At 59.6% G+C, this 13,879-nt stretch carries 11 protein-coding genes; 3 read left to right on the top strand and 8 right to left on the bottom strand.

What is annotated here, in order from left to right:
* Positions 1 to 54 precede the first annotated feature (54 nt).
* Positions 55 to 1,032, top strand: a complete 978-nt coding sequence (locus tag ACHQGU_RS05360; protein WP_231874727.1) for a hypothetical protein — start codon at positions 55 to 57, stop codon at positions 1,030 to 1,032.
* On the opposite strand, the gene ACHQGU_RS05355 is transcribed toward ACHQGU_RS05360, so the two are convergent.
* On the bottom strand, positions 1,033 to 1,560 hold the full coding sequence (locus ACHQGU_RS05355) for a hypothetical protein (protein ID WP_062140857.1): 528 nt from the start codon (positions 1,558 to 1,560) through the stop codon (positions 1,033 to 1,035).
* A 115-nt stretch (positions 1,561 to 1,675) separates the two neighbouring features.
* Entirely contained in the window at positions 1,676 to 2,050 is a 375-nt protein-coding gene (locus tag ACHQGU_RS05350; protein WP_395496103.1) for a YidB family protein, read from the bottom strand.
* A gap of 254 nt (positions 2,051 to 2,304) precedes the next feature.
* Between ACHQGU_RS05350 and ACHQGU_RS05345 the strand changes: the two genes are divergently transcribed.
* Both ACHQGU_RS05345 and ACHQGU_RS05340 read left to right on the top strand, forming a co-directional pair.
* On the top strand, positions 2,305 to 4,488 hold the full coding sequence (locus tag ACHQGU_RS05345) for an FUSC family protein (protein ID WP_215753479.1): 2,184 nt from the start codon (positions 2,305 to 2,307) through the stop codon (positions 4,486 to 4,488).
* Between the two features lie 98 nt (positions 4,489 to 4,586).
* On the top strand, positions 4,587 to 6,794 hold the full coding sequence (locus ACHQGU_RS05340) for an FUSC family protein (protein WP_408874600.1): 2,208 nt from the start codon (positions 4,587 to 4,589) through the stop codon (positions 6,792 to 6,794).
* Between the two features lie 22 nt (positions 6,795 to 6,816).
* Here the strand turns inward: ACHQGU_RS05340 and ACHQGU_RS05335 are convergent, their stop codons facing one another.
* From ACHQGU_RS05335 to ACHQGU_RS05310, 6 genes are all read right to left on the bottom strand, one after another.
* Complete coding sequence (locus ACHQGU_RS05335) at positions 6,817 to 7,689, bottom strand: ion channel (protein WP_231866215.1); 873 nt, start codon at positions 7,687 to 7,689, stop codon at positions 6,817 to 6,819.
* Positions 7,690 to 7,945: 256 nt separating this feature from the next.
* On the bottom strand, positions 7,946 to 8,881 hold the full coding sequence (locus ACHQGU_RS05330; RefSeq protein WP_395496102.1) for a hypothetical protein: 936 nt from the start codon (positions 8,879 to 8,881) through the stop codon (positions 7,946 to 7,948).
* Positions 8,878 to 9,828, bottom strand: coding sequence for an MlaD family protein (locus tag ACHQGU_RS05325; RefSeq protein WP_395496101.1), 951 nt, complete (start codon positions 9,826 to 9,828; stop codon positions 8,878 to 8,880). The genes ACHQGU_RS05330 and ACHQGU_RS05325 overlap by 4 nt, the downstream gene beginning before the upstream one ends.
* Positions 9,828 to 10,529 carry a hypothetical protein gene (locus tag ACHQGU_RS05320; RefSeq protein WP_062249821.1) on the bottom strand — a complete coding sequence of 234 codons (702 nt, stop codon included), beginning with the start codon at positions 10,527 to 10,529 and terminating at the stop codon, positions 9,828 to 9,830. Before ACHQGU_RS05320 ends, ACHQGU_RS05325 begins: the two co-directional genes overlap by 1 nt.
* Position 10,530: 1 nt before the next feature.
* Entirely contained in the window at positions 10,531 to 11,424 is an 894-nt protein-coding gene (locus tag ACHQGU_RS05315) for an MlaE family ABC transporter permease (RefSeq protein WP_395496100.1), read from the bottom strand.
* Positions 11,421 to 13,745, bottom strand: a complete 2,325-nt coding sequence (locus ACHQGU_RS05310; RefSeq protein WP_062270857.1) for an adenylate/guanylate cyclase domain-containing protein — start codon at positions 13,743 to 13,745, stop codon at positions 11,421 to 11,423. The genes ACHQGU_RS05315 and ACHQGU_RS05310 overlap by 4 nt, the downstream gene beginning before the upstream one ends.
* Positions 13,746 to 13,879 lie beyond the last annotated feature (134 nt).

Raw genomic sequence — 13,879 nt, 5'->3', positions numbered from 1 at the left:
ATTTGCTGGCCTTCTGCGGCCCAGGAGAAAAAAAATAAGGCGTTTTTAACGGTTATGGTCAGACTATCGTTCCCTCCCTGCTCCCGGTCTTTGTGTGCGGTGCTGGTCGGATCATGCCTTGCAAGCCTCTCCTCCCGCCCGGCGCATGCTGCACAGTGGTATACCGGCTCTCTGGTCTCACCATCGGGCGCAAAGTCTCATGCGGGGGATCTGGGGATCGAGCCTTATTATACCTACAGCCAGCCGGTCGGCACGTTTGCATCAAACGGCACCAGTCACCCGCTCCACCCAAGGCAGCAGACCTTTAGTAATTCCACCTTGTGGAAATACGGCATTACGGATGACATCAGCATTCAGACCCATACGGTCATCAGTTATGGGTGGAAGCACACCGCTGGCCATTCGCATGGCCCGCAATTTGGGGATTTCCCGGTCGATTTCATCTGGCGGTTTCTCCACCCGGACCCCAAACGCTTTATCCCGGACCTCAACCTATTTGCCGGTGTCGTCATGCCAACGGGGGCCTATTCCCGCCTGCGCAGCACACAGGATGGCACGGGGACCGGTGCCTACGTCTTCCGCGTGGCCGTTACCGAGCAATCCACCTACACCCTGCCCGGCAACCATGCCCTCCGCCTGCGTGTCTGGAACTGGTGGCGGCATGCTTTAACCAGCGCACGCCTGCACGACATGACCACTTATGGCACCTCAGCGGGTTTTCATGGCACGGGGCGTCCAGGCATGAGCGGCCAGACCGGGTTTTCTCTGGAATACGGCATTAACCAGCGCTGGGTTCTGGCAATGGATCTGGCGCGGGACTGGGCCAACGGATCGCACCTGAAAGGCTGGACCGCTGCGGGCACGCGCGTAAACAAGATCAGCGCAGCCTCAACGGACTGGCAGATTGCACCGGCGGTTGAATATAACTGGAACCCACGCTGGGGCGTGATTGCAGGGGCTGCTGTTTATTACGCCGGGCATAATACCGGGGTTAAAGTCGCCCCGCAGTTTGCCGTGAACGCGGTATTCTGATCAGCTGTTCCCGGCTTCCTGCAGCGGGGTCCGCGCCCAGATATCTTCCCGCGCGCGGCGTTGCGGCGGCCGGGGCTGGCAGGAAATGAAATACAGCCCCACCACAAACACGAGGTTGGAGAGGGCGTTAAACCACATGGGGAGCTGGAACGGCGCAGGTGCATCGTACGCCTGATACAGCACGTAGGCCGTAAACGGGATGGACACCAGCCGCACCCCCACCAGCATATAGCGCAACGGGTTGGGCCTGCCGGGCTGCACCAGAACACGCATGCGGTTCAGGCCGATAAAGAACGTCACGCACAGGCCCCAGACCAGCACGTTGAACATCATGTTGGTGATGTCTTCCATCCCGCCAATGACGAACACGGCGATAATGGACACGGCAGAAAACAGGAGAGAGCCAAGCTGGCAGCTCATGCCAACTTCCAGCGCAGGCATGCGCTCGGGCAGCCTGTCTGCAAGAGGCTGACAGAGGTCATCCAGCAGCCAGCTATCAACACGTGTGATGCGCTCACCAAGGTTCATGCGGGCATCATAACGGATTGTCTGGCTTGATGCACCTTTCAATCGTGCAAGTTTGCCATCTCAGTGGCAAAGCCCCACCCCCGGCGCATGGAGTGGCCGGGGGCAGGTAAAAGCCTCAGGCTTCTTTTGTTGCCTCGGTCGGAGCCGGCAGCGTGCCTTCCGGCGTCTTTTTATCCACGGCCTGCGGCAGGAAGTGCGCCAGCGTGGTCAGAACGGCATCAGCCGGCAGGCCGGTGCGCTGCACCAGATCATGCACGGTGCTGCTGCCCAGAATATCGCGGATTTCATCAGCCGTTGCAGGCACATTGGAACCCTGGCTGATCCATGACCGAACCTTATCACCCAGACCGGCCTGATCAGCCTGCGTCAGAATACTCTGGAGCGTATCAGGCTGGAGCAGTTTCTGGAGCTGCTGCTGCATTTCCCCCTGAAGACTGACGCCAAGTGCGCCTTCCACTTTTCCAACAAGGTTCTGAATGAAATCGGACATGTAAAGCCTCTCTGCTTTTCCATTAAGCCTGTGTGTAAGTCTTACACTGTTCCAGGCGGGCATCAGTTAAGATGATCATGGACCAAATAGCAGTCATGTGCGAGATCAATAACTGCCTTTCTTATCATCCCGGCACCCCACTGAGATGGACCGATAGCTGATATGCGTCTGACACCTCAAGGAAAATTCAGGGAATCGGGCTACTTTGAAAGTCTGAAACGCTTCAAACAGCCGCAGCCGAAAAAGTAGCACCTTTGCCCAGTCTCCCCGTCTTCCTTCTCGACCGCATCGGCCCCTTGCGCCATCTGCGCCCGCTGCGCCGCCCCGGCGAGCAGCAGAGTGGCCGGCTGCGATGGCTGTTTGCCCCATCCCTTCCCGCACTCGGCTTTGCCGTGCGCACCACCGCCGCGGCGCTGATCGCCCTGATCATTGCGCTGTGGATGGAACTGGATGACCCGCAATGGGCCGCCATGACCGTCTGGATTGTGGCGCAGGGCTCCCGCGGGGAAAGTATTTCCAAAGCGAAATGGCGACTGGTCGGCACCGCCATTGGCGTGGTGATGTCCATCACGCTGATTTCCGCCTTTATCCAGCAGGCCTGGCTGTTCTTCCCGGCTCTGGGGATCTGGGTAGGGCTTTGCTGTACGATGGCAACGCTGGTCCGTAACTTCCGCTCTTACGCGCTGGTTCTGGCCGGGTACACCTGCGCCATCATTGCCATTGGGGCCATTCCCAACCCCGCCAACGTGTTCATGACAGCCATGTCCCGCGCCACGTACATTGTGCTGGGCATTACGTGTGAGAGCGTGCTGGCGGGGCTGTTCGCCCATAATCTGGCCGCCACAGCCCGCCGGAACATCCGTGACAAGCTGCGCACAGCGCTCGGGAATGTCTCCGGCTCCGTCTCCAGCCTGCTCTCCGGGGATGATGAAGCCCTTGTGCGCTCCCGCGCCATGTTCGGCCCCATTTTGTCCATCAATGACCAGATTGAATTTTCCGAAGTGGAAATGGGCCCCCACGGGCATGAGGGCGACCACGCCCGCGCTGCCCTCGCCGCTGTTTCCGTGCTGCTTTCCCGCGGTCTGGGCATGGCCGTCCGGCTGCAATATGTGGAGACAGACCAGCCGGTTTTCCGCGCCACAGCGGCCAGAGTCAGCGCTTTTCTCAACGCCCTGCCGCCCCAGCTGGAAACTGACGATACCGTCCAGCATTTGCTGGAAAACCTGCGCCTGATCCGAGGGGAATGTCGGCAGCAGATTGTGGATGCGCTGACGACCGAAATCAGCATGCAGCAGGTCCGCGTACAGGATAATCCGGAAATTCAGGCGCTGCTGGATGGCCGTATTCTGCACAACGCGCTGGATGAATTGCTGGGTGAGCTGGAACAGGCCATTCGGGAATATGACGCCAGCCAGCACTTTATCCGCGGAGATCACTTCCACTTCCGCCTCCAGTCCCATGTGGACAAGCGCGAGGCCATGTATAACGGCATCCGTGCGGCGGTCGCCATTACCAGTGCGGGTCTGGTGTGGGAAGTCACCGCATGGTCCGCAGGCCTTGGCTTTATCACCTTTGTCGCCATTGTCTGCGGCCTGTTCGCCACCCGTGAAAATCCGGTTGTGGCCACCACGCAGTTCATGGTGGGGAGCCTCTGGGCGGCCCTCGTTTCCTTCTTTCTTGTGTTTGTGGTGCTGCCCACGCAGGAAAATTACGAGATGCTGGTCGCCTCCCTCGCCCTGCCCATGATTGCAGGCGGGCTGGCCAGCCGGAATGCTGGCACGGCCCTGCACGCCGCCGCCTATACCCTGCTGCTGCCCAACTTCGTTCACCCGTTCAATCAGGGACGTGAAAACGAAATTGCCTGGTTCAACACCACCGCCGCTATTCTGCTGGGTGTGGCGTTTGCCGTTATCATGTTCCGGGCGGTCATGCCGTTCAGCAGTGCGGCAGAACGCTGGCGCATGCGCCGCACGCTGCTGCGCGACCTGCGCACACTGGCCTCTGCCGAACCTATTCCGCTCAACCAGAACTGGATTGGCCGGAATATTGACCGCTTTGCGCGGCTGATCCGCCATGCAGGCCCAACGCCCTCTCCTACCATTGAGGGCTGTTTGCAGGGCACACTGGCCGCCATGACCATCGGCCTCAACATTATCCGCCTGCGTAACCTGCTTGAACGTAACCAGATCCCGCGCTCAGCCCGCAGACCGATTGAAGTCGTGATGGCCCGCATGAGCCGCTTTACAGGTAAATATGGCCGCACCGCCCAGAGCGCGCGCCTCGCCACCAATACGCTGCGCCGTATCGAAGCGATGGAACCCAACATCACCACCCGTATCGAACTGACCCGCGCCATTGCGTATCTGATCGTCGTCTCGCACGAGCTGGATGCTAACGCCGTGTTCCTTGATGCCTCCAAGCCCTACAAGGCGGCGTAAGGGGGAACGCATTTCTCCCCGTTTTGAAAAACTATTTTAATATGTACCGGACCCTCACCTTCATGTTATAACAGAAGGCTTGGAGGAATAATCGGTCCGTGCATGTGTCTTCATTCTCTGATCGCCTTTCGCAGCAGATACGTGCGTGGGCCACCAGACTCTCACAGGGCCGAACCGGTCTTTCAGAAAATGCCCCCCTTGCCTGGCTGATTGCGCCCTCCCCGGCCAATCTGGGGTTTGCCCTGCGCACAACCTTTGCGGCCCTACTGGCGCTGAGCCTTGCGCTGTGGATGGAACTGGACAGCCCGCAATGGGCTGCCATGACCACATGGATTGTGGCGCAGAATTCGCGCGGACAAAGTATTTCCAAAGCCAAATGGCGACTGATTGGCACCTGTATTGGCGCGATATGTGGCATTGCCTTTCTGGCCGCCTTTCCGCAGGAACCCTGGCTACTGTTCCCCCTGCTGGCCTTAGGAGCCGGGGCCTGCTGCGCGGAAGCGACGTTTCTGCGCAACTTCCGGTCCTACGCGCTGGTGCTGGTGGCTTTTACCTGCACCATCATTGTGCTGAGTGCGGCGAACCAGCCGGACAATGTGTTTATGATCGCCATGTCTCGCACCACCTACATCACGCTGGGCATTGTGTGTGAAAGCACGCTGGCGGGCCTGTTCGCCCCTCGCCTGAATACTGTTGCGCATGAAGAAATTCGCAGTCGCTTGCAGGACGCTCTCAGCGGCGCCTGCCTGAGCATGACCGGTTTGCTGCTGGGGGAAAAGGATGGCCTGTTCCGCTCCCGCGCGCTGATGGGCAGCATCCCCTCTCTGGCTGATCAGGTAGAATTCAGTGAAATCGAGTTAGGACCGCATGCGCATGTGGGCGACCACGCCCGCGCCGTGCTGGCCAGTATCTCGACCTTTCTGGCGCGCGGGCTAAGCATGCATATCCATATGGAAGCCGCCGCCCCGCTGCCAGAAACGTTTAAAAAATCGCTCTCAGACTTTGCACAAATCCTGAAAACTATTCCGAATCACCTCAAAGATTCTGATCCGGTAGACGCCGCGAGACAGATCCGGGCAGACCTGTATCACGCCCGCACAAACTGCCTGCAAACTGCCACGGATACACTGATCCTTTTTGAACAGGCGAGAACACATCCCAACAGTTCCGAAGAGCTGATGCGTGACCTGCTGGAAAGCCGCATTCTGGCAACCGCTCTTGCAAAGCTCATTCTGGAACTGGATGAAGCCCTTGAGCATTTTATTGCAACGCAGGAACCCAACCCCAAAGACCACTTCCGTTTTGCGCAGCACATCGAAAAAGATCCTGTCCTGGCCCTCAACAATGGGTTGCGTGCAGCCGCTGCCATCTGCATTGGTGGCCTGATCTGGGAAGTCACCGCCTGGCCGGATGGCTCCACGCTGGCCATGTTTGTGGCCGTGACCAGCACACGCTTTTCCTCTTTTGAAAATCCTGTTCTGGCCTCAAGTGGTTTTCTGAGGGGGGCCGTCTGGGCTGCTGCGGTTTCATGGGTTCTGGTGTTTCTGGTCCTGCCGGATCAGGCCAGTAATGAGACCCTGCTGGCCTCCCTGTTTTTCCCCATGCTGGTGGGCGGTCTTGCCCTCCGCGCCCCGAATTCCATTGGTACCGCCGCAGCCTATAACAATTTCATGCCGTTCATGATCGGCCCGGCCAACCATAGCCGCATGAATGAGATTATCTGGTTCAACACCACCCCGGCTGTTGTTCTGGGGATTGCGCTGGGGGTCTGGGCTTTCCGCCTTGTGCTGCCATTTGATGCCGCTGCCGAACGCTGGCGCCTGCGCCGCAAGCTGGTGCGGGATTTACGCAGGCTTGCCGGGCAGAAAAGCACCTTTAGTCCGGCAGAATGGATGGCCCGCTCCTGCGGACGCATTGCGCAGATTATTCACCATGCCGGCGTTAAACCCGATGCGCTGACGGAAGCCTATCTGGCCGGGGCAATGGGGATCATGACGGTCGGGCTACTGGTGCTGCGTATTCAGCATGTGCTGGAGCATCACGACCTATCGCCAGAACAGACTCAACTCTTGCAGTCTGTGATGCATAGTATCGCCACGCTGCATGGTCACACCACACGGCCTGCGGAGACCGCGGCCAACGCGCTGGCGCAGTTACGGCCCGCAGCCCTGCGGGAGCCAAACCTCTCCTTGCAGATGGACCTGACCCGCGCCGTGGGCAGTCTGGAAGTGATGAAGCGGGAACTGGCGGACAATGTCACCTTTCTGGACACAACCCGCCGCTTTCACCTGCCTTCAGCGGCCTAAAGGACCGTTCTGCACAGCTCTCTCAGTGTTTTTCAATATCGTGAAAGCGTGTGTAATCCACGGCAATCCGGCCATCCGGACGGGAGAGCACGATATCCACAAACCGGTGATTATGGTGCACCCGGTCAAACCGATACGCAGTTCGGGCAAACACGGTCTGCCCCAGTGCCTCGTCCGTGCCGGTCACTGTCACGACAATTTCGGCTTCTTCCTTTTCCAGTTCCGCCATGCTTTTGCCGTGCAGCGGGCTTTCCGGCCCGATGACATGCGCCATGACAAACGCAAACCGCAGCACCGGCACATGCGACTGCACCAGCAAAAGCTGGTCAAACTGCCGCACCAGATGCCCGTTTTCACTCATCACCAGTCGGGACAGCGAGACTTCCACATCCACGGATAAAATGACGCTTAGCCGCAGGTTGGCAATGCGAATACACAGCGCCGGAATGCCGTTTTCATTACTGATAACCGCTGTATTGCTGAACATGATGCGCGCGCGTGGGCGGGCAAAACGGGCAAACACAACGCCTGTTGCCAGCGCGTTGATCATCATCCCCACCAGCACTTCAAACGAGACCACAATGTTGGCATAGGGCCCCACCGGGACCATGCCGCCATACCCGACGGTCGAGAGGGTCTGCACGCTAAAGAAGAACAGGGAAAGCAGCGTATGCTGGCCATCCCCCGTCACCTGTGAAGGGGCGATCAGATACAGCAGGGCAAAGAACAGATTGATCAGAAAATAGAAAATAACGGATGTATAAACAAAAGCCGTCCAGCTTGCCGTCAAAGCGTGGTGATACAGGTCCGTCCAGACACTATCGGACAGGCCGACACGTACTACATCGCGGTGGCCTTTTTCTTCCACCAGCGCATGCGCCCGGAACCGGCGCATGGCTTCCTTGGTGGTGAAATGAGACTTCTTGCCTGTCTCTTCAAGCGGCGTATCGTCCAGCCTGTTGTAACGCGCTGTCAGCCGCGCCTGACGCTTTTCCTTCAGCTTTTGAAATACGCTTTTCATGTCCGCCCTTCTGGTCTGAAAGGCCGCCATGCCGCGCGACCCTGCGATCAGACGGTGATACACGGCCTCAGAAAGGCTTGCTTCCATCAATTACGCATAGCAAATCCGCATCACTTTGCAGCGATTTTGCTTATTGCTTCTTCGGCTCCGCAAACGGATGCAGGGAGACGCCACCCGCCAGATGCGCCCATTGCGCCGCATCGCTCTCTGCTGTTGTCGCCCCGCCGCGCAGCAGACTGGAACCCTGCGTGACGGTTGCGGCATCCACCGTGTTGGCGGAGTTAGCCTGCATGGAGGCGCTCTGTGCAGCCCGCGCCCACAAGCTGGCGGCTTTCTGGTGGTCGCCACTGCGATCTGCTGCCTGCCCCGCCAGAGCCAAGGCACGGGACATATCCCGATAAGAGGCATCATCCCGCCGCAAGGTCGCCGCCTGCTCTGCGAGTTGCTCCGCCTGTGCCGGGTTGGACGCCAGAACGGCACGCGCCTGAATTTCCGCCTTATCCGCCTGCTCCGTGCGGGACAGTGGCGGTTTCAATCCGTTAAAATAGGCCAGAGCCTTCTGGAACGCCGTTGCATCCTGCCCTGCATCCGCCGCCAGCCCCAGCACGAGGGCGGAACGGGCGGCATAGGCTGTATCGGTGGAGGCCATGCCGCCAGATGCCAGCGCAATCGCCTGCGGATATTGCCGCAGACGGTACCGGGCCGCCGCTTCAATCAGATCAAATTCCGGGCGTGCAGTCTGCCCGCGCACAGCGGCAGCCTGCCGGGTGGTCTGCACGGTTTCAACCGCTGCTGCCGGGTCATCCCCCGCCAGTTGCGACACGGCGAGGTCATACCCTGCTTCGGACGCCGCGACACCATCATCCCGCAGCAGCGCCAGATCGGCGGCCTTGCGATACTGGGTAATAGCGACGCTGTAGCGCCCCAGCTCAAAGGAATCCTGCCCGGCCGTCATCGCCTGATCCCACGCGGCGTCATCTCGCGCAGAGGGTGCTTCCACAGCCCCTCCGCCGCACCCTGCCAGCAGCAAGGGTGCGAGCAGAGCGAGAGAGCCAACGCGCCTCATGGCCGCACCTGCCGGGGTGCAAGGCGGTTCTTTTTAGTGGTTTTCTGCCCACCCAGCAGCCACATGCCACGCAACTGGTCAGTCAGCTTCTCCAGCCCGTAAAGCGTGGTTTGGGCCTGTGCCAGCAATGCGGGCAGATCAGCCGTGCTGGCCTCCACGCTGCCTGCAATAGCGGGCAGATGCGGGGTGGCCCCTTTCAGGTCATGCGAGGCAGAGCGCAGATTGTTCATGGTGCCATCCGTCTTGGTCATGATGCCGGACACCTGCTGTTCAATCGGCTTGAGGCGATCAATCACGGTGTTCAGAGAAACAGCTGCCGCCTGCGCCTGCTTGAGCAGTTCATCATTGGTCAGCAATTGCCCCACTGTGCCCTTGCCCGCGTGCATGTCGGTCATGGTGGCGTCGAGTTCGGCCATCATGTGCCGGGCACTGGCAATGGCAGGCATGATCTGGGCCTGAATATCATTCAGCGTGGCTGTAATCTGGTCCGCCGGGTTGGGAGCGGGTGTGGCGCTCAGCACCGCATAGCTCCAGTCCATTGCATCCCCATGCCCGCGGCTGAGTTCCAGATAGGAAGAACCCGTCACAATAAACTGCTTGCGGATAATGGCCGTGCTGTCCCGCCGGATAAACGGTTTGGCCTGCGGGTCCAGATCCACCTGGGCATACATCTCACCCGAGGGGTTGAGCTTGACGGCGCGAATGGTGCCGGCATGGGTGCCGAGCAGCTGCACGTCGCTCCCCACAGTCAGGCCGCCCACGCCAGAGGCTGGCAGCGTGACGTGCAGCCGCGCTGGCGGTGTCAGCCAGTTCTGCAGCACCCCGGCCTCAACCACGGCACCAGCAAACAGCACCACGCTGAGCAGCACGAGGAACCCAACCCATTCATCCGCATAGCGCAGAGAAATGAGTGGTTTGACTTTCTGTCGTAAGCGGATCTGGAACATTATGCCGTCCGTACTTCTACAAGCCCGTCATCAGCCAGGCGCCACATACTCGTAATCCCCTGTCGGTAGCCCTGCCAGATGGCATTATTACGCACCAGCCAGATTACACCAGCCCCCTTGTCCCGCGCGTCCGTTATCGCACTGAGAAACGGATTTTGCAGTTCCACAGGACTTGCTTCCAGCGGGTCTTCCAGAAGCAGCAACCGGGGGTGCCCTATAAAAGCCCGCACGCAGGCCGCCCGCAGCAAATCGGAATCGGACAACCGGCTGGGCGGCAAAACCGGCAGGCCGGGCAGGCCAAACCATTCCGCCAGCCGGGCCGCTTCCGCCACAACCTCATCCATCGGGCGGGTGGTATGGTGCAGTTGCTGCAGGGTGATGGCAAGGTGCGTGTTCAGGAACTCTGGCCAGCTGGGCCTGCGGGTAATACGACCTATGCGCCCACGCAGGGCATTCATTTCCCGGTCATGCAGGTCTGACCAGTCGAGCCCCATAAACTTCACAACACCTGCGTCCAGCGGCACAAGCCCGCAGCATAGATCCGCAAACATGGTGGCGCGGGAACTGGAGCGGGTTTCCACCACCATACAGTCCCCCGGCATCAGCTTCATGCTGAAGGGCACGGGCGGCAGGCCGCTTTCCTCAAAAGAGGGCACAGCCTTGTTCAGTTCCAGCAGCGGTCCGGCAGTGCGTGTATCCATCTTACAAGTCCAGACTGAACAGCACGCTGACAGCCATCACAATCAGCATTCCGCGGGAGAAGCCTCGCGGCAGGAGGGTGCGCAGATTATCTTCATTGGTGGCGGTCAGACCGGTCAGGCAGCCACCCAGCCCCACCACAAACCCGACGGTGATGAATTTGAGCGGGATCACCAGATAATCCGCGTGGGACATGGCGGTAATCACGTCATAGAGAAACGTCCAGACCGGATTGGTCACCACACCGGACATGCGGCTGATGATATAGCCTGTCACCAGTGCGGCGAAGGAGAACAGGATCCCAAGCGTAAAGCCGCCCACGGTAAACGCCAGCGTACGGGGCATGACCAGCAGCAGAAACGGGTCCAGCCCCTGCGCCTGCATGGAGCGGATTTCTCCCCCTGTTGTTAGCAGGCCCAGCTCCGTGACGGAGAGCATGCCGTTGCGGCCCAGCAGCAGGATGCCCACCAGAATGGGCGCAATTTCCCGAATGACCACATCAATCAGAATGGTGCCGGTCATCTTGGCCATGCCCGCCAGACCCAGCCAGTAAATGGTCTGCGAGACCGCAGCCACGCCCGTCAGTGTGCCCGCAAACATGGTGGCGATCAGGCCGCCGCCAATCACGCTGTTGAGGGTTGTGCCGAACTCGTAGCGCACGGTCCGCCGCCAGGAATGAGAACGAAAACTCTCAAAGATAACGCCCCAGCTTGCCCCCAGCATGATCAGGAAAAAGCGGATCTGCCGCCGCGTCAGGCGGCCTGTCCAGGCCAGCTTCTCCCGCACCCACTCATGCAGCACGAACTTCTGCCTGTGCTGCGGATGGGTGGAGGCATCTGCCTCTAAAATCGGGTCCCGTTCACCACCCGGACTACGTGGTTCGTTCGCGCCACTCATCGGCGCGCCGCCAGAACATAGGCCCGACCCAGCCCAAGATGCGGCGCAAAGAAGGACCCGCGTGAGCGGAACAGATACCGGTCACGCAGCGCCTGATACACCCGGTCTGTTACCTGAATGGTGCCGCCATCTGTCGCGCCCTGCGCCATCAGTTCCGCCAGAGAGACCGTCTGCCCCCACAGGTTGAACACTTTCGGCTCTTCCCCCACAGCACCACCAAAGGCTGCGCCGTAATCCAGCCCCATGGCAAACACGGGTTCCAGATTAGCGGCCGCGAGTGCCGCCATGAAGGTTTCCCGCATGGTCAGCGCAGCATCGGCAATACGGATAATGGCTGTCGGATCTTCCTCCGTGGTGCAGCCCGCCATGCAGATCATGCGATGGCCGGCCACTTCCACGCCAAACAGGCCGCGTTCTTTGGAGATGCGCTGCACATCCGTGGCCAGTTGGTTGATCAACGTGAGGAGAGCCTGCGTTTCCGCATCCCCATCGACCACCGGATCGGAGAAGGTGATGACCAGCACGGCAACGGACGGATAGATCCCGGACGTCGTCACGCCAGCCACCTGCGGCGCACGCATCAGCATATTATCATACTGTGGTGGCGGCTGCGGTCTGGCGGAATTGACCGCACCGGGAACTTCATCGGCAGGCAGGCCGTGCCCGGTGGTGGTGTCTTCCGTCGTTTCAGCCAGTCTGACCCCGGCAATAGACGCCATCAGGTCCACAAAATACACCAGATGCGGGGCCATATGGGCATCTTCCAGCACCACGGCACCGATAATGCCTTTCGGACCATGAATGGGGTAAATGGCGAGCATACGGGTGCCCAGTTCACGCATGACCAGCCGCTCGAACTGCGTTGTCCGATTATCCGCTGCCGCGTTTTCAACGCTCAGCACATCACCGGATTCAATGGCTTCAAAAAACGCCCCCAGCTCCGCGCGGGACATTTCAAAACCACCGGAATGCGCATCCTGTTTCTGATCATAGGAATCTTCACAGATTAGCGCCTGCCCGTCATGCAGCAGGCGCCAGATGCTGGCCCGGCGCGCATCCGTCACGTGCGCAAGCTGTTCTGTGAGCACCAGAGGTTCGGCAGTCGGGTCAAACAGACGCGGCGTGACGGCCACCTGCTGCACTGCGGCACTTTCATGCGTAATTTGCACGCCCTGCTGCGCCAGTTTGCGCGCCATTCGTTCCGAACGCCGCACCTGCCGCACAAGGAACCCGGCCAGCGCCAGCGAGAACACTATGATAATCCCGGCAAATTGCAGGCTCTGCTGGCTGCTCTGGCGGGCAAAACTGGCAAAGTCATTTTCCGGGGCGGACAGCAGTAAAATCCAGCCCTCGGCAGAACTTTTCAGCGGTGAGGCAATGGTCACATAGCGTTTGCCGTTCAGCTCAAAACTACGCGGGCCAAAGCCCCGCACCCGGTAATGGTCATACCCACGGGCAAAAACCGGATGGGTCTTGGGGTCCAGTACCATCTTGTTGGGGTCCCACCCGGCAGCTTCCGCCTGCTGCATGATGTTACGCCCCGCCATAACCCGGCCCTTACTGTCCAGAATAATGGCGTTCCCGGTCTTGCCGACCTTCAGATGATCCAGAAACGTGCTGAGTTCATTCAGGGAAATATTGGTGGCAAAAACATAGGTATGCCCGTTTGCGGCCTTAAATCGCAGAGAGCTTGTCATGACAAACTGGCGCGCGGAGGGGAACAGATAAGGCTGCGTCCACTGGACGTCCGTCTTGCCTTCCGTATTGCTGTACCACGGGCGCTTGCGCGGGTCATACCCGGTTGCGTCCGTGTATTCCTCACCCGTTTTTACGCCGTCATTCGTATAGAATTCGCGGTGATAGACCTGCTTGCCATCACGCACTTCAAACGTGGTGCGTTCCTCATTTTTGCCATCAGGCCCACGGGTAATCAGGCGGAAATGGCCGTCTTCATCCCCCAGATAGAAGGACTGCAACTGCGGCACGCTTTGCAGCATGGCCGCGCCATAGGAATTAAACACCCGGTCCGCCACCTGCGGCGGCGCATGCGCAATCATGCCACTGGCGATGACGTTCCCCGCCACAGCGGGCATGATGTAATCAGACACTTCCTGAGAAATATTCTGCTGGACCGCGCCCAGAAGCTCATGGGTCAGCGAGACCACACCGGCCCGCGTGGAGCGGTAGGAATGCAGCCCAATGGCCACAATTGCCCCTACAACCAGCAGTAGCGAGCCAAAAGGCAGGACCAGATGCAGCAGGACACGCCGCACGGACGCATCATTCTGCACTGTCGGATCGACTATCTCATCAGAAGACACGTCACTTTTTCCCCTGACTACTGGTCATAAATCCCCATCCCCGGCAGATGTCTGAAATTTAAGGTGCCCAGAACGCCGCAGCTTGTCCAGTCCCATGACTGTGCCCGCCAGCGCAGAGCCTCTATGCCCTGCTC

Origin of the sequence: Acetobacter sp. KSO5, assembly GCF_044094635.1 — a bacterium.
Classification (GTDB): Bacteria; Pseudomonadota; Alphaproteobacteria; order Acetobacterales; family Acetobacteraceae; genus Acetobacter; species Acetobacter cerevisiae.
This window is presented reverse-complemented; position numbering and strand designations above follow the sequence as displayed.

What these genes read in the sequence shown, in the direction of transcription:
- ACHQGU_RS05360 (WP_231874727.1), top strand. Translation starts at nt 55, where the DNA reads ATGGTCAGACTATCGTTCCCTCCCTGCTCCCGGTCTTTGTGTGCGGTG.
- ACHQGU_RS05355 (WP_062140857.1), bottom strand. Translation starts at nt 1,560, where the DNA reads ATGAACCTTGGTGAGCGCATCACACGTGTTGATAGCTGGCTGCTGGAT.
- ACHQGU_RS05350 (WP_395496103.1), bottom strand. Translation starts at nt 2,050, where the DNA reads ATGTCCGATTTCATTCAGAACCTTGTTGGAAAAGTGGAAGGCGCACTT.
- ACHQGU_RS05335 (WP_231866215.1), bottom strand. Translation starts at nt 7,689, where the DNA reads ATGCGCCGGTTCCGGGCGCATGCGCTGGTGGAAGAAAAAGGCCACCGC.
- ACHQGU_RS05330 (WP_395496102.1), bottom strand. Translation starts at nt 8,881, where the DNA reads ATGAGGCGCGTTGGCTCTCTCGCTCTGCTCGCACCCTTGCTGCTGGCA.
- ACHQGU_RS05325 (WP_395496101.1), bottom strand. Translation starts at nt 9,828, where the DNA reads ATGTTCCAGATCCGCTTACGACAGAAAGTCAAACCACTCATTTCTCTG.
- ACHQGU_RS05320 (WP_062249821.1), bottom strand. Translation starts at nt 10,529, where the DNA reads ATGGATACACGCACTGCCGGACCGCTGCTGGAACTGAACAAGGCTGTG.
- ACHQGU_RS05315 (WP_395496100.1), bottom strand. Translation starts at nt 11,424, where the DNA reads ATGAGTGGCGCGAACGAACCACGTAGTCCGGGTGGTGAACGGGACCCG.